Annotated in this window: 10 protein-coding genes and 1 pseudogene; 7 read left to right on the forward strand and 4 right to left on the reverse strand. The window is 72.9% G+C overall.

Going from position 1 to position 16,312, the window contains the following annotated elements; all coding sequences use genetic code 11:
• Positions 1-149 precede the first annotated feature (149 nt).
• Positions 150-1,199 carry a hypothetical protein gene (locus ACTMVF_RS03100; protein WP_441269371.1) on the forward strand — a complete coding sequence of 350 codons (1,050 nt, stop codon included), beginning with the start codon at positions 150-152 and terminating at the stop codon, positions 1,197-1,199.
• Between the two features lie 88 nt (positions 1,200-1,287).
• Here the strand turns inward: ACTMVF_RS03100 and ACTMVF_RS03105 are convergent, their stop codons facing one another.
• Both ACTMVF_RS03105 and ACTMVF_RS03110 read right to left on the reverse strand, forming a co-directional pair.
• Positions 1,288-2,136: an SURF1 family protein gene (locus tag ACTMVF_RS03105; RefSeq protein ID WP_441269372.1), complete on the reverse strand. Its 849-nt coding sequence runs from the start codon at positions 2,134-2,136 to the stop codon at positions 1,288-1,290.
• Positions 2,137-2,182: 46 nt separating this feature from the next.
• A pseudogene (locus tag ACTMVF_RS03110) lies at positions 2,183-2,755 on the reverse strand (SAM-dependent methyltransferase); the annotation flags it as partial.
• A 70-nt stretch (positions 2,756-2,825) separates the two neighbouring features.
• On the opposite strand from ACTMVF_RS03110, the gene ACTMVF_RS03115 reads away from it, so the two are divergent.
• Positions 2,826-4,664 (forward strand): prolyl oligopeptidase family serine peptidase, encoded by a 1,839-nt coding sequence (locus tag ACTMVF_RS03115; protein WP_441269373.1) that lies wholly within the window; start codon positions 2,826-2,828, stop codon positions 4,662-4,664.
• 136 nt (positions 4,665-4,800) lie between these two features.
• On the opposite strand, the gene ACTMVF_RS03120 is transcribed toward ACTMVF_RS03115, so the two are convergent.
• Positions 4,801-6,801 carry an NAD-binding protein gene (locus ACTMVF_RS03120; RefSeq protein ID WP_441269374.1) on the reverse strand — a complete coding sequence of 667 codons (2,001 nt, stop codon included), beginning with the start codon at positions 6,799-6,801 and terminating at the stop codon, positions 4,801-4,803.
• A gap of 260 nt (positions 6,802-7,061) precedes the next feature.
• Between ACTMVF_RS03120 and ACTMVF_RS03125 the strand changes: the two genes are divergently transcribed.
• The 5 genes from ACTMVF_RS03125 (at position 7,062) to ACTMVF_RS03145 (ending at position 12,207) form a co-directional block, all read left to right on the forward strand.
• Positions 7,062-8,054: a permease gene (locus tag ACTMVF_RS03125; RefSeq protein WP_441269543.1), complete on the forward strand. Its 993-nt coding sequence runs from the start codon at positions 7,062-7,064 to the stop codon at positions 8,052-8,054.
• Positions 8,051-8,818: a TIGR03943 family putative permease subunit gene (locus ACTMVF_RS03130; protein ID WP_441269375.1), complete on the forward strand. Its 768-nt coding sequence runs from the start codon at positions 8,051-8,053 to the stop codon at positions 8,816-8,818. The genes ACTMVF_RS03125 and ACTMVF_RS03130 overlap by 4 nt, the downstream gene beginning before the upstream one ends.
• Before the next feature lie 52 nt (positions 8,819-8,870).
• On the forward strand, positions 8,871-9,941 hold the full coding sequence (locus ACTMVF_RS03135; protein ID WP_441269376.1) for an effector-associated domain 2-containing protein: 1,071 nt from the start codon (positions 8,871-8,873) through the stop codon (positions 9,939-9,941).
• A 182-nt stretch (positions 9,942-10,123) separates the two neighbouring features.
• On the forward strand, positions 10,124-10,294 hold the full coding sequence (locus tag ACTMVF_RS03140; protein WP_441269377.1) for a hypothetical protein: 171 nt from the start codon (positions 10,124-10,126) through the stop codon (positions 10,292-10,294).
• A gap of 32 nt (positions 10,295-10,326) precedes the next feature.
• Positions 10,327-12,207 carry an HEXXH motif domain-containing protein gene (locus ACTMVF_RS03145; RefSeq protein WP_441269378.1) on the forward strand — a complete coding sequence of 627 codons (1,881 nt, stop codon included), beginning with the start codon at positions 10,327-10,329 and terminating at the stop codon, positions 12,205-12,207.
• 79 nt (positions 12,208-12,286) lie between these two features.
• Here ACTMVF_RS03145 and fxsT read toward each other — a convergent pair whose 3' ends face one another.
• Entirely contained in the window at positions 12,287-16,225 is a 3,939-nt protein-coding gene (gene fxsT / locus ACTMVF_RS03150; RefSeq protein WP_441269379.1) for an FxSxx-COOH system tetratricopeptide repeat protein, read from the reverse strand.
• Positions 16,226-16,312 lie beyond the last annotated feature (87 nt).

The following is a 16,312-nucleotide window of genomic DNA, read 5'->3' on the forward strand; positions in this document are numbered from 1 at the left end:
GCGAGGACCATGACGGGCGGCGTCATCTGCACGTGCCCCACGAGCCGTCCGGGGATCCCCCCACGCCTCTCGGGCAGTGGGGGCGGCGTGAGCCGACCGGGCGGCCGGACAGGCAACAGCCGAAGCAATCGCACGCTGGGAACGGAACTGTGAACCACGGCCCCGACGACCAGGGCCCCGAGGGGCTCGACTCGGACGAGCTGGCACTGCGTCGCATGCTGCACGGCGCGGTCGAGGAGATCGAGCCGCGCGACGGCACGCTGGACCATCTGCGGCGGGCGGTGCCCGCGCGACGGGCGCGCAAGCGGCAGGCGCTCGTCGGCATGGCGGCCGCGTGCCTCTTCGTCGGCACCGCCGTCCCGGCCCTGGTGCACGTCTCCAACTCCACCGGCTCCGACGTCAACCCGTCCGTGGCCGGGCACGGCCAGGACGCGCAGGGCGCGGTCGGCGAGGGCAAGGAGACGGAGGGCGGCGCGAGCACCTCCGGCGGCTCCTCGGGCAAGACCGAGGACAAGGGCAAGGGGAGCGAGAAGGACGAGGACAAGGGCACCGGCACCGGTGCGGGTACCGGCTCCGGGAGCCCCACCGACCCGTTGGCGACCAGCCCGGCCGGCATAGCCGCGTGTACCGCGGACCAGCTCGGCACGTCCGGCGGGACCACGGACGCCCCCGATCCGTCCGGCACGGTGTACGGCACCTTCACCTTCAGCAACGTCTCCACCGTCGACTGCACGGTGAGCAGCCCGGGCACGGTGACCCTGGCCGCGGGGGGAGCGGCGGACGGCTCGAAGATCACCGACGCCCGGCATGTCGCCGGTGACGCGGCGGCCGGCCTGCCCGATCCAGCCCAGGAGCTGACCTCCCTCGTCCTCAAGCCGGGCGGCTCGTACCAGGTGAAGTTCGCCTGGGTCGCCTCGGAGACCTGCCCCACCACGAGTGACCCCACCACCGGCGGCACGGGCGGCAACGACCCCTCACCCACGCCCACCCCGACCGAGAACAACACCGGCACGACCGACGGCACCTCCACCGGCGGCGACACCGGCACCTCCACCCAGCTGATGTCGGAGGACACCACGGCCGACGGGAGCGTCACGATCACCAACACGCCGGAGGCGGGAGCGCCGGCGGCCACGGTGACGGTGTCCAACGCGTGCGCGGGGATCGTGTACTGGACGGGTGTGCTGGCCGGGGCGTAGCTCGCGCAGGGGCCCGCGGAGGCGGGGCCCTTGGGGCTTCCCCCTAGGGCCTGTCGTCAAATTCCCGCCTGCCCCGCGACGACAGGTTCTAGGCCTTCGCCTTCTCCTGCGTCGTCGGGCCCTCGCTCGACTCCTCGGTCCGGCCCGCCTCGTTCGCGCCGGGGCCGTCGGCCTCGCCGTCCGGCACCAGCCCCAGTTCCGCGTCCCGCACGAACTCCACCTCGCGGCGGAGCAGGCGGAACCACATGAAGACCACGAAGCCCGCGAAGACGAACCACTCGCCGGTGTAGCCGAGGTTCTGGAACGCCTTCAGGTCGAGGCCGGTGTCGTTGGCGGCGGCCACCGGCACGGGCTTCATGCCGGAGTCGGCCTTGTCGAGGGTGACCCAGGCGTCGTAGACGTCGTACGGCACCAGGTTCACCAGCGACGCCGCGCTGATCGCCGCCGTCTGGCCGGACGGCAGGCCACCCTGTGCGCTCACGCCGTTCTCGCCCGGCACCTCGGAGGCCTGGAGGGCGCCGGTGACCGTGACCTCGCCGGTGGGTGCGGCGGGGGCCTCGGCCCGGTCGGCGTCGCCGGGCCGCCAGCCCCGCACGACCGGCAGGGCCTTGCCCTCGTCGGTGTGCAGCAGCGTCAGCACGTAGTACCCCTGCTTGCCGTCCAGCTCCCGGTCGGGGACGAGCAACTGCTTGCCGTACCGCCCGCTCGCGGTGACCTGCTTGCCCACGGTCGCCTTGTCCACGGGCAGCAGCTCGGCGAGCGGACGGGCCGCCTCCCGCTTGTTCTCCGCGGCCTGCTCACCGGCGCTGCGATGGTCCGCCACCCGCGCCTCGAACCGGCTCAGCTGCCACGACCCCATGAACACGCAGAAGGGGATGGCGAGCAGCACGAAGACGTTGATTCCCCACCAACGGGGCGTCAGCAGAAACCGGTACACGGCTTCAACGGTACGGGGCTCCTGCACAGGGCCTGGCCGCGGGGTCGCGGACAGCGTCAGCCGCGAGCGCGGTCACGACCTCGCCGACCGGGTGCCGCCACTCGACGCTGCGGTTGTGGACCGTGTCGGTGCTGTCGGACCCGTACGTGCCGGGGATGTCGTACACCTGGGCGTCGCGGTCGAAGTAGTCGCGGACGACCCGGGAGCCCGTCTCGTCGTCGAGGACGTCGGTGAAGGGGTGGAACTCGGCCAGGTGGAGGAACCCTCCCGGCGCGACGAGCGAGGCCGCCGTCTCGGCCCAGCGGCGGATGTCGGGCAGCCGGCACAGGGCGCCCACACCGGTGTGGACGATGTCGTACGCGGGGTCCGGCACCGCTTCCACCGCGTCGTACACGTCGGCCGCGACGAAGGCCGCCCGGTCCTGACCGAGGCCGAGGTCGGCGGCGGGCGAGCGGGCCATGTCCACCGCGGGTTCGGAGCCGTCCCCCGCCTCCGCCCGTTCGAAGTCGCGCAGGGCGTCAGCGGGACGCTCCCCCACGCCTCAACGGCGTGGGGGGACCCCCAGGTCCCAGAGCGCGCGGTTGGCATCATGCCAGTCTGCGGGTATGGCGGAGCGCATGGCCGCGAAGTTATCCACAGGCTGGGGACCTCGCCAGCGAATTGTCGGCGAGGCCAGGCACTATGGGGCCATGACTGAGAGCCACGGGTCCGATTCGCGGGATCACCACAAGCAGGACAAGGCCATGCCGGACTGGGAGAAGCGCTTCCGGGCGCCTCGGGTGTCGCTGCCCGACTGGGCGGAGGACGCCCCGGACCGCTCCTTGTTCGTGTCGAACGCCACAGGGACGTACGAGCTGTACGCCTGGGACCGGTCGACGGACGAGCAACGCCAGGTGACCGACCGGCCGAACGGCACGACGGACGGCGTGCTCACCCCGGACGGCGCGTGGATCTGGTGGTTCGACGACAAGGACGGCGACGAGTTCGGCGTCTGGCGCCGCCAGCGGTTCGACGGCGGCGAGGACGAGCTCGCGGCGCCGGGCCTGGACCCGTCGTACCCGGCGGGCCTCGCCCTGGGCCGCGACGGCCGTACGGCGATCGTGGGCCGCTCGACGGACGAGGACGGCACGACGATCCATCTGGCCCGCACCGGCGAGCCCCCGCTGGAGATCTACCGCCACCGCGAGTCCGCGGGCGTCGGCGACCTCTCGCACGACGGCACGCTGATCGCCATCGAGCACACCGAGCACGGTGACGCGATGCACTCGGCGCTGCGCGTCCTGCGCCCCGACGGCACGGCGGTCGCCGAACTCGACGACACCAAGGGCGGCTCGAAGGAACTGGGCCTGGAGGTCCTGGGCTTCGCCCCGGTGGAGGGCGACGCGCGCCTGCTCATCGGCCACCAGAGGCGCGGCCGCTGGGAGCCGCTGGTGTGGGACGTGGCGACGGGGGAGGAGACGGACCTCGCGCTGGAACTGCCCGGTGACGTGAGCGCCGAGTGGTATCCCGACGGCACCGGTCTGCTGATCGCGCACAGCTTCGAGGCCCGCAGCGAGCTGTTCCGGTACGACCTGGGCCGGCGCGAGCTGGTGCGGATCCCGACCCCCGCGGGCTCGGTGTCGGGGGCGACGGCCCGTCCGGACGGCAGTGTGGAGTACCTGTGGTCGTCGGCGGCGCAGCCGTCGGCGGTGCGGTCGACGACGGGGCGCGTGGTGCTGGACCCGCCCGGCATGAAGTCCCCCGGCTCGGTCCCGGTCCAGGACGTGTGGGTGGAGGGCCCGGGCGGCCGTATCCACGCCCTCGTGCAGCGCCCCGAGGGCGTGGAGGGCCCGCTCCCGACGGTCTTCGACATCCACGGCGGCCCGACCTGGCACGACAGCGACGCGTTCGCGGCAGGTCCCGCGGCCTGGGTGGACCACGGGTACGCGGTGGTCCGGGTCAACTACCGCGGCTCGACGGGCTACGGGCGTGCCTGGACGGACGCGCTCAAGCACCGGGTCGGGCTGATCGAGCTGGAGGACATCGCTGCGGTACGGGAGTGGGCGGTGACGTCCGGCCTCGCCGACCCGGCCCGCCTGATCCTGACCGGCGGTTCGTGGGGCGGCTACCTCACCCTTCTCGGCCTCGGCACCCAGCCGGACGCGTGGAGCCTGGGCATCGCGGCGGTCCCGGTCGCCGACTACGTCACGGCGTACCACGACGAGATGGAGTCACTGAAGGCCCTGGACCGCACGCTGCTGGGCGGCACACCGGAGGAGGTGCCGGAGCGCTTCGAGGCGTCGTCCCCGTTGACGTACGTCGACCAGGTGAAGGCCCCGGTCTACATCTCGGCGGGCGTGAACGACCCGCGTTGCCCGATCCGGCAGATCGACAACTATGTGAAGCGGCTGGAGGCCCGGGAGGCGGTGCACGAGGTGTACCGCTACGACGCGGGCCACGGTTCGCTGGTGGTGGACGAGCGGATCAAGCAGGTGAGACTGGAACTGGACTTCGCGGAACGCCACCTGAGGGCTCCGCAGCAGCCCTAGCCCTCCCGGGCGTACGGAGCGGCCGTCCGCCCCACCGAGGTGAAGGGGCGCTGCCCCAGGGACGCGGGGCCGAAGGGGCGGCGGCCCCTGGGGATGGAACGGGTAGGGGCTTAGGCCGGGGGCGCAAACCCCCGGCCTAAGCCCCCGCCCGCTCCCGAGACCGCCTGCCCAACAGTTCCGCCAACCCCCGCCGTGTGGCGGCCAGCACCACCCGGTCCTCCTTCTGGAGGACGTAATCGTCGGGCAGCTCCCACACCCACCCCGAAGCGGCCGCACCCCCCGCCCGACTGTCCTCGTACGCCTCCTCCACCGCCGGCTCCTCCCGCCGCTCGTCGCGCCGTTCGTCCCGCCCGGTCCGATCCAGTGCCAGCACCCGCCAGGCACCCGCCCGAAAGGCCTGCCCGACGGTCTTGTCCTCCAGTTGCGGATGACCGCCCACGTCCATCGCCGCGAACAGCAGCACCCGCCGCTCGACGGGAATCGCGCCCAGGATCTGACGCCCCATCATCGCCCCGGCGAACGCGGGCGCGGCCAGATGCGTCACGCTCCGGCTGCGGGTGGACGCGTAGGGGTGCGCGGCCCGCAGGGTGCGGTAGACGGCGGTGGCGAAGTCGTCGTCGTACAGACGCAGGACCACACGGAGGTCGGGGCGGACGGAGCGCGCGTACAGGGCGGCTTCGAGGTTGGTCGTATCCGCACTGGTCACGGCCAGCAGCGCATGCGCCCGGTGGATCTTCGCCGCCTCCAGGACACCCTCCTGAGTGACGTCCCCGAGCACCACCGGCACCCGCAGCCGCCGCGCCGTCGCCAGCCCGCGCGCCTCGGGGTCGGCCTCGACGCACACCACGGGGATGTGCAGTTCCCGCAGCCGCGTCAGCACCCGGGTGCCGATCTTGCCCAGCCCGAGCAGAACCACGTGCCCGCCCAGCCCGCGCGGCGGTTTGCGCAGGGCGGACGCGGAACGGAACGTGCCGAGGGCCTCCAGCACAGCCGCCAGCAGCACCGGAAGCAGCAGCAGGCCCATCAGCCCGGACAGGAGCTGGAGGATCTGGCGGGCCAGACCCTGGTGGAGCGCGGGGTCGTTGATGGCGAAGAGGTCGAGGAGGGTCATGTAGGTGGCGTACAGCGGGTGTTCCCCGGTCACCACCGTCAGCGCGATGGCCAGCGCCGCCACACACCCCACCAGTCCGGCCAGCGACCACCGCAACCGCCGCGAGAACAGTGACGCGAAGGCCGGTACGACGCCCCGCCCGCCGCGGCTCGAAGGCAGGGACGGGCCGGCGTACGACACCTGCTCCAGGACGACCGTGCCACGCCCCCTTGCCCCCTGCACCGCCGCCGCGTCCGGCAGCAGCAGCGGCCCCTGCTCGCCATGGCCGGCCGAACCATCCGAACCATTCGAACCATCCGAACCGCCCGAACCTCCCGCTCCGGACGAGCCGTTGCCGGTCGTGGACAGCAGGGCCAGCGTGGCCAGCCCGGCAGCAGGCGCCTGACCGGGCCGCAGCGGCGGGCGTTCCACCGCGCGCAGCAGCAGGCCGTCCGTCTGCACGACCTTGGTGGTGCCGGCCACGGCGGAGGCGGCCAGCGCGGGGGCGGCCGTATCGGCGTCGGACAGGACAGTCGTGGAGGCGTCCAGAGCGGCGTCGCCGCTCCCCGTCGCCAACGTGGCCGCCTGGTCGAGGAGTTCCTCGATGTGCTGGCCCAACCGGCGGTTGTACAGGCGCAGGACGAGGCGGAGGCGGGGGTTGAGGCGGCGGGCGGTGAGGGCGGCGCGGATGTTGGTCTCGTCGTCGTCGTAGACGAGGGCGAGTGCGGCGGCCCGTTCCACGCCCGCGTCGGCGAACGCCTCCTCGGTGGCCTCGGCGGCCTCCAGCACCCGTACGCTCCCGGCCGGTTCGCTGCCGCCGACGGGCCCGCCGCCCGTCCCGCCACCGGCCCCGCCGCCCGCTCGGTTGACGGCCGCGTTCACCACCCGGTCGAGCAGCGCCGCCGACACCGCCCGGGCCCGGCCCACGACGGGCGGCCGTACCGTGCGTTCGGAGGGCGGCACGACGAGCGTGACCTGTTCGCCGTACACCCCGCGCAACTCGGCGGCCAGCCGGTGCGCGAGCCCGTCGTCGCCGCACACCACCATGTGCGCGGCCGCGTCACTCCCTAAGCCCTGATTCGGAACGCTCGCCACAAGGGGAAAGACTGCCTCACTGGGACGGGTGGTTCCACCGGCGCCCCCTCGGAACCTGAACGCCCGCGCCCGGCCGACCGTATGAGAGGGGAGGGAAACCAGCGCCCTTCCGCACCACCGGAGGTACCTCGCCCGTGGCGATCACCAAGACCGTCCCGCAGCGGACCGACGACCGCAGGGACCGGGAACGGCCCGGGGACGCGGAGCGGGCCGTGGACCCGAAGCGGCGGGCAGACCCGAGACCGACGGATGAGGGCCGCCACCTCAACTCCCCCCTCCTCCTCACCATGCTCATGCTCGTGCTGGTGCTTCTCCAGAGCCCGATCCGCCGCGCCCTCGCCGCACCGGTGATGCAGAGCTGGACGACGGTGTTCGTGGCGGTGATGGTCCAGGCGCTGCCGTTCCTGGTGCTGGGCGTGCTGCTCTCGGCCGCGATCGCGGTGTTCGTGCCGCCGTCCTTCTTCGCCCGCGCCCTGCCCCGCCGTCCCGCCCTCGCCGTCCCGGTCGCCGGAGCGGCGGGCGCGGTGCTGCCCGGCTGCGAGTGCGCGTCCGTGCCGGTGGCCGGAGCGCTGGTCCGGCGTGGCGTCACCCCGGCCGCGGCGCTGGCGTTCCTGCTGTCCGCCCCCGCGATCAACCCGATCGTGCTGACGGCGACCGCCGTAGCCTTCCCCGGCAATCCGGAGATGGTCCTGGCCCGCCTGGTCGCGAGCCTGCTGGTGGCCTGCGCGATGGGCTGGCTGTGGCTGCGCCTCGGCCGTACCGAATGGCTGCGACCGCCTTCCCGCCTGTCCTACGACGGCCAGAGCAAGGGCGAGGCCTTCTGGGGCTCCGTCCGGCACGACGTGATGCACGCGGGCGGCTTCCTGGTGGTCGGCGCGATGGCGGCCGCGACCCTCAAGGCGGCGGTTCCGGAGAGCTGGTTGCGCGCGGCGGCCGACAACCCGGTGCTGGCGGTCCTCGCCCTCGCGGTCCTCGCCGTGGTGCTGTCGATCTGCTCGGAGGCGGACGCCTTCGTGGCGGCGTCACTGTCGCAGTTCTCGCTCACGGCCCGCCTCACCTTCCTGGTGGTGGGCCCGATGATCGACCTGAAGCTGTTCGCGATGCAGGCGGGCACCTTCGGCCGCGCCTTCGCCCTGCGCTTCGCACCGGCCACCTTCGCGCTGGCCGTGGTCGTGTCGGTGCTCACGGGGGCGGTGATCCTGTGAACCGCCAGGCCCAGGCCGCCGTCCTGTTCCTGCTGGGTGCGTCCCTCCTGCACGCGGCCACGACCGACCTCTATCTGCGGTACGTCAAACAGGGACTGCGCCCGCTGGTGCTGGTGTCCGGCGCGGTGCTGATCGCGGCGGCGGTGGCGACGGTCTGGTACGAGCGGAAGCGGACGCGGGCGCAGCAGCAGCGCGAGGCCGACCAGGACGCGCGGCACGACACCGACGAGGACCGGCACACGGAGGCCCACCCCCACCGCGAACCCCGGGTCTCCTGGCTACTCGTCCTCCCCCTCTTCGCCCTGATCCTGGTGGCCCCGCCCGCCCTCGGCTCCTACAGCGCGACCCGCGCCGGTACGGCCCTCCAGGAACCCCTCGCCTATCCGTCCCTCCCCGCCGCCGACCCCCTGCGCCTCAGCGTGGTCGACTACGCGGGCCGCGCCGTCTACGACCACGGCCGCACCCTCCACGACCGCCGCGTCCAGCTCACCGGCTTCCTGGCCCTGGACCGCGACGGCACCCCCTACCTCGTCCGCATGGCCCTCAACTGCTGCGCCGCCGACGCCCAGCCGGTCAAGGTCGCCCTCGCCGGCCGGATCCCCCCGGTGCTCCAGCCGGACACCTGGCTCCAGATCACCGGCACCTACACCCCGCGCCGCGTCAAGGACCCGGTCAACGGCGGCCCGATCCCGTTCATCGAGGTCACGGAGGCGAAACCGGTGAAGGAGCCGACCGACCCGTACGACGAGAGCTGGAACAACTGACTCCGACGGGACGCTCCGCGTACCCCTGACGCGCGAGGGGTAAGGGGCCGCTGTGGGGGAACGGGCGCAGGGACTGGAGGCGGCGCGGGTCGCCGAGATACTGGTGCGGCGGCCGGGCGGACCGGCCGGTCGCCGCGGTTCGGGATACCGGGTGGGCGAGGCGTGCGTGCTGACGGCCGCTCATGTCGTGGCCGGGCCGGTGGCCTCGGTACGGGTGCGCTTCGACGCGGACCGGCCGGGGGAGTGGAGCGCCGAGGCGCGTGTCGTGCTGCTGGCCGAGTCCGCGGACCTCGCGCTGCTGGAGCTCGCCGACCTCCCGCCCGGTCGGCCCCCGGTCGGCCCGCCCCGCTACGCGGCGGTGCCGGACGCCGATGTGACCCTGCCCTTCAGCGCGATGGGCTTCCCCCGCTTCAAGCTGCGCGAGGACACCGCGCACCGCCTCGACGACGGATCCCCCAGCCAGTACCGGGACTCGTGTCATGTCTCGGGCAAGATCTCCGTCCTGTCCAACCGCCGTGCGGGCACGCTGGAGCTGGCCGTCCTCACCCCGCCCGCCGAGGTCGAACCGGAACGCTCGCCGTGGGAGGGGATGTCGGGTGCCGTGGTGTGGTGCGGCGGCAGCGTGATCGGCGTGGTGAGCGCCCATCACCGCTCGGACGGCCTGGGCAGGCTCGCGGCCGGGCGGGTGGAACGCTGGTACGACGCCCTCGCCCCCGCCGAGCTGGAACTGCTCCAGCGGTACGGCGGACTGCCCCCGCGGGGCGCGCTCGCCCTCGCCGACGGCGCCCTTGACGCCCGCCCGGTCCCCGCCCTGGCCGGTCTGCCCGCGGATCTGCCGCTGCGGGAACTGGCGGACCTCGTCGACGCCCTGACGGCGCTTCCGATGCTGCGCGGCGGGAGCGGGACGGAGCTCCTCCTGGAGAGCATCGACGGCCGGATCGCGGCCCACACCCCCCGCGACCCCAGGCTGCGGATGGCGATCTACGGCATCGTGCGCACCTGCCTGCGCTACCCGGGCACACTCGACCAGTTCCTGGAAGCCGTGCGTCTGCTGGAGGGGCCGTCCCCGGAAGTGGAACGCGTGGACCGTGCGGCGGCCGGACTCGCGCGGCGCATCGGGTGACGCCGACGGGTTCGCGGCAGGTACTCAAGGGGCCCGACGGTGTGGGCCATTGGCTGACTTGATGTAGTGGCGCGGCCGGGATACGGGGTTTCGACATGTGCCCTGCTGGGTCATCATGGTTGAGGCACCGACAGCGCTGACTGGTAGGTACGGGAGGGGACTTGGCAGCCGTGGAGGAAACGATGCCTGCCGTCGAGTCCGGTCTCGTCGATCTCTCGGGGGTCTCTCTTGAAGCGCTGCGCTCCATGGACGGCACCGTCTTCGGCGAGTCGCTGGAGCAGGTGGTGCACGACATCGACGGCCCCCAGGGCATCACTGCGGGGGGCTACAACGGGTCCCGCTTCGACGCCTGACGAGGTGATCGACCCGGAGTGGTGGGGCGTCCGTGGCCGCTGAAGCCACGACCACGCGGGATCGCCTGCCCTTCCATCGGCTCTCGTCGGACGGCGTTCTGGCTCTCGCGCGGGGCGAGGGCGACGACACGGTGCTGAAGGCACTGATCGGCGCGGAGCGCAGCCGTCGACTCCTGCTGCTGCGGGCACTGGACAAGGAGCTGTCCCGGCGCGGTCCGGCCGCACCCCGGGGAGCCTCGGCTCCGTACGCGGAGGCCTGGGCCCTGCTGGAGCGTGCCCAGCGGCGCGCGCCCGAGGCGTTCGAGGACGTCCTGATGTCCCCCAACACCGGGATGTGGGCCTCACTCGCGGTCCGCAGGGTCAGGGGGTGGGTGGCCGAGGAAGAGGCGCCGCAATGGGTGGTCACGGGGCATCTGGCGGCGCTGGCCGCCGCCGCGGCGGCGCGGGCCGGACTGGACTTCTCGATCACCGTTCCCGTGCGTCACGGGCTGGTGCTGCTGCCGACACTGGGATGCGCGGTTCTGCCGGACACCGAACCATGGAGCACAGCCCGGGTCATGGGCCGCGAGGGCCGGTTACGGATCACGGGTGCGGGTGGTGAGGTGGAGGTCGCACCCGGATGGAACCGGCGTGGCCCGGGCTGGCTGCCGGTGCGCCGGATGGCGCTGGGGTCTGCCGAGACGGCGAAGTCCCTGGTGCTGGAGGAGTTGGACCCTTACCGGACCTTCCCCCGCCCCAGCGAACCCCGCCCGATGGCGGAGGCGGAGGCGCAGGCGTGGGCGTCGCTCCTCGCCGGTGCCTGGGAGGTGCTGCAGCGCGATGATCCGGTGAGCGCCGGGGCGATGCACCTGGGGCTGATGTCGGTGGCTCCCACCCCGGCGAGAGAAAGGTTTCGGCCTTACAGCTGCACGGCCTCCGCCGCGTTCGGCGGGGTCGTGGCCTCCCGCCCGGACGACGCCGCCCAGCTCGCCGCGACCTTGGTGCACGAAGTCCAGCACATCAAACTGGGCGGCCTGATCCACCTGGGACCACTGACCGTGCCGGCACCGGACCCCCAGGTGCCGGAAGAGCTGTTCTACGCCCCCTGGCGCGACGATCCCCGTCCGCTGGACGGTCTGCTCCAGGGCATCTACGCCTTCCTGGGGGTGACCCGGTTCTGGCGCGCGCACCGGCACGCCGCCGACCCGGCGTACGCCCCGCTGGCGCACTTCGAGTTCGCGCTCTGGCGAGGCCAGGTGTGGTCCACGCTGAACCGGGTCCGTGGCCATGAGCGACTCACATCGCTGGGACAGCGTGTCGTGGACGGCCTGAGCGAGCGCTGCGCGCAGTGGCTGGCCGACGAGGTGCCCGTGGCGCCGCTGCGGCTCGCCGAGGACGCCGCGCACGACCACCTGGCCCGCTGGCGGGCCCACCACTTGCGACCGTCGGCCGCGGCCGTCGAGGACGCCGTACAGGCCTGGCAGCGCGGCGCCCCCCAGCCGCCGGCCGCCCTGGCCGATGACCCCGTGCTGGCCCCGGACACCGAGGTCCGGTTTCTGGACAGCGCGGCCGTCCTCACCCGGCACCGGCTCAGCGAGCCCGAGGGAAGCTGGCGGCACACCGCCGCCGCGTACGGCGCCAAGGCCGGGGGCGTCGACGGCGCCGACTCGGCCGACGTGCTGCTGGCCTGCGGTGACCTTGCCGGAGCGCGGGCCGCCTTCGCCGCCCGGCTGGCCGACAAGGGGGCGCCGGCGGCCGCCTGGGTCGGCCTGGGGCGGGCCTTGGCCGACGATCCGGCCCACGCGGCGGCGTCCCGCCTGTTGCTCGGCTTCCCGGAGCGTGCCCGAGCCGTGCAGGACGCCTTGGAGTCGGCGACGGGACGGGGCGCGGACCCCATCGGCCTGGCGACCTGGCTGGCACGCCACCCGAGCTGACCGGACGACACGGCGCGCACCGCGTCCCCGGAACTCGCCCGGCGGGGCGAGGCCCATGGCCCCGCCCGAGCACAGGCTCCTACAGCGGCAGCGGGTCGATGTCGCAGTTGGCCCGCTCGCGGTCCCTGAACTGCACGGTGGCCGGGTGCGGAGTGCCGTGCTCCGCGCGCAGCCGGGGTGCGTCGAGCACGCGCTCCATGCGCGCCACGGTGTCCTCGCGCAGGGCGCTGCCCTGGGCCTGAGCGCCGACGGAGACGAGGTCCATCGCCAGGTTGCCGGCGCACGCCAGCGTGGTCGGATGGTTATCCCCGAAGGTGACGCGGCACAGGGCCAGCGTGTCCTCACCCCGGCGCCGCGCGTCCTCGTGCCGGTCGAGCGCGGCCAGGTCGCTGGCCAGGTTGATGGCGCAGATCAGGGAGAGCGGATGAGCGGCGCCGAGCCGGTCGGTGAGTGAGGCCAGTGCCGTCTCGTCCAGGCGGTGCGCCTCCTCGGGTTTGCCGAGCAGGCGCAGGGTGACGGCGAGGTCCACGTCGGCGGAGAGCACGTGCGGGTGGTGCGGGTCGTAGATCTGCCGGTATCCCTCGCTGGCCTTGAGGCCCCGGGTCCTGGCCGCCTGCAGATCGCCGTTCTGGCGCAGTGCCACCGACAGGGTCAGCGCGGAGGCCAGCGACTGGGGGTGGGTCTCGCCGTAGCGGCGGATGAACATCGCGTGCGCCTCGGTGGCCAGCTCCAGCGAGCGCACATGGTCGCCTTCCTTGCGGCAGGCCTCGCTGAGCTGGCGCATCGCCCCGATCGTGGCGGGGTTCTCATGACCGAACACTTCCCGGTAGGCCGCCAGCACGGTCTCGTGCAGCGATCGGGCGCCGACGTAGTCCCCCGTCTCGCGCACATCGATGGCGACGCCGCTCTCGGTGATCAGAGTCCGCCGGTCGTCACGGCCGTACAGACGCAGCTTCAGCGCCAGTGTGCGCTGGTCGAGTTCGAGCGCCTGGCGGAAGTCACCGACCAGACGCAGACTCACCCCGAGGTTGTGCGCGATGTTGAGGGTGGTCGGGTCGTCCTCGCCGAAGGCCCTGCGGGCGCGTTCGTACGCGATCTTGTCCAGCTCGGCGCCGGTGGCGAACCGGCCCTCGACCCGCCGTACGGCGGCTTCGAGCTGGAGGGCGTCGAGGGCGTCCTCCCGGGTGTCCTCGCCCTCGGCTGGGGCGGTGCGCTCGTAGACCTCCCGGAGGTGGGTGACCAGCCGGCCGGCGTCGTCGAACCGCCCCACCACCCAGTACATGAAGCACAGCCACTGCCCCATCAGCAGCGTCTGCTGGTCCTCCTCGCCGAAGATGGTCAGCCAGGACTCCCAGGCCTGCTCCGAGAAGTCGAGCGACACCTCGTGGTCGCCCCAGTAGTAGAGGTACTCGGCGATGTTCCTGACCAGCTGGCGCACCCACGGCTGGTCGGACTTGATCGCGTCCGCGGCGATGACATGGCTGTAGAGCTCCGCGTAGCGGGGCCAGCTGGCCGGGTCGTTCGGGGACTTCGGGTCCGCGGCGGCCATCAGGGTGTGGGCGCCATGGCGCATGCGAGATTGCTCCTCGGAGGTCATGCGGTTGTTCAGGACGAGCTGCACGAGGCGGTGCATCTCGATGGAGTTCGTGCGGTGGTCGATGCGGGCGAGGGAGTAGCGGTTCACCTCCCTTATCGCGCGCGCGAGTTTCATCGGGTCGTTCAGGGCGGCGTCCAGCTCCGGGAAGATGCTGCTGTTGCCGAGGCCCGAGAAGATGGACCGCGAGATCGGGTCGGGAGCGAAGTAGGAGCACAGCTGCAACAGGCGCAGTGCTGCGGGGCTGCGGGTCTCCAGGTGGTCCAGGGAGACGTTCCAGGCCGCGGCGACCGGCAGTTGGTAGTCCGGCGGCGGGGCCACTTCCAGCAGTTCCATGCGCTTGTTCTCGAACAGCCGCAGATACTCGGAGGCGGGCATGCCCGTCTCGGCGCGCCAGGCGGCGGCCTGCTCCAGGGCCAGCGGCAGATCGCCCAGCGCCTCGGCCAGCGCGTCGGCTTCGTCGTCGTGCAGGGGCGGCCCGGAGCGGCGCAGCAGCTCCTTGCTCTCCTCCCGGGTGAACACGTCCACTTCCAGGGACCCGCCCACCTGTCCCCACCGCCGGTTGCGGGAGGTGACGAGGATGGTGCCGTTGCCGCCCTGCGGGAAGTAGTGGCGGACCTGCTCGGGGTTGTCGGCGTTGTCGAAGATGAGCAGCCAGCGGGAGTACGGCCGGCCCTCGCGCAGCGCCTCCCGGACCGCGGGACCGGCGATGTTGGCCTCGGTCGTGGTCACCAGACCCAGCCGCTGGGCCAGTTCCACCAGCGCCTGGCCGATCTGCCCCGGCCGCTCCGCGGGAATCCACCACACGATGTCGTACTCCGACTGGTGGCGGTAGGCGTACTCGATCGCGAGCTGTGTCTTGCCGACGCCGCCCATGCCGTGGATCGCTTCCGGCAGCACCGTGGTCGTGCCTTCCCGCAGGCGCTGGTCGAGCAGCTCCAGCAGGGCGGTGCGACCCGTGAAGTTCGGGTTCCGCGGCGGTAGGTTCCCCCAGACACGCGGCCGTGTCGTCCGGTCCTCCTCCACGGTGCGCTGGGGTGTTGTCGACATCTGAGAGGCTCCTTCAGAAGCGGGCCGGGACTGAGGACGCGGTTTGACCGCCGCCGTGGCCGAACCGGGGGGTGCGGTTCCCGGTGACGTACGGGGCGGTTTTTCCAGGCTGACGGCGTATCGCCGATCGTGCCAGCTCAGCACCCTCGTCAACATGGCGGCACGCTGGCCATAACGCCCGGACAAAGCACGCAAAGCGGTCAGCTCCACCCGGAGGAACGCGATGTTACGGCTGTTGACGCGCGGCATCGCCAGGGTGTCGAGCGGCTCGGTGGGGTCGGGCAACAGCGAGCGGGTCGCGGGGTCCGCGGCCAATAAGGCGCGTACGTCGTGCAGGACCCGGGCGGTCGCGCTGCGGCGGCCCAGCGCCAGCAGTTCCTCGCGGGTGTTCGGTGCGAAGGTGAACGCCACGTCCGCCGGACCCTCGTTCTCCGTCCGGGTGGGCCGGACCAGACCGCTCAGCAGCAGTTCGGAGACATGCACCGGGCCCGCGTTCGGGGCGCTCTCCATGACGGTACGGATGAGCGGCAGGCTCAATGACGCGGCAGCCAGCCGGGTCGCGAGCATGAACGCGGTGGGGCTGGCGGCGGCTCTGAAGTCGGAGACCCGTTCCGCGGCGGGCACGGTGCTGTGCGGGTCGGGCACGTCCTCCGCCCAGGGCAGGGCACGGGCCGCGTCGGGCCTGCGCTTCCACTCCCGCGCCTGGATGGCGGACAGATCCCGCCATTCGGATGCCGGCCCGGCCACCAGTCGGACCAGGGACTCCGCCGAACGGTGGGTCAGGGCGAGAACGGGGACGACCACGGCGTCACCCTCGGATCCGGACTCCTCGGCGTCCGGTAATCCGGCCGGGACCTCGCGTCCCTCCCAGTCCCATTCCCGGTTGGCCGCCCAGGCGTGCGGGGCGCGGATGCGTACCCGGTGCACGTCCAGCCCGGTACGGAACCACAGCCGCTGGGGAAGCAGGTGCACCACGGCTACGGGGCACCTGCGCCCCGCTTCGCGCAGCAGCGGCTGTACGGCGCCCAGCCGCCAGCCGACCGCCAGGGCGTCGGTCAGCACCAGCACCACCCGGCGCAGATCCGCGGAGGCGGGGGCGAGCGGCTCCTCGGTGCTCACCCGCGCCGCGTCCGTCTCGTCGGTCCCGAGCAGGCGCACCCGCCGCACCCGGGTGAACCGCCCCGACTGCCGCAGCTCGTCGAGCAGTTCGTCCACCGAACGGTCCCACACCCGCATCGTCGGGTGGGTGTCGAGGACGAGTACCGCCTCCGTGAGCTGCGGCCCGTCCTTCCGTCCGAGCCGTCCGAGGGCCCTCGCGGCCTCACGACGTGCCCGCGCAGCCCGTGCCGGTCGCTGACCATCGTCGTCACGCATAGGTGCTCTCAAGGCGTCGAAGTGACGGTGAGAGTGCTGGGGAGTCGCGCAGACCCCGGGCATGCGTGACATCCACGGTCAAAGCCT

Source organism: Streptomyces sp. SD31, assembly GCF_052068475.1.
In the GTDB taxonomy this organism is placed as follows: Bacteria; Actinomycetota; Actinomycetes; order Streptomycetales; family Streptomycetaceae; genus Streptomyces.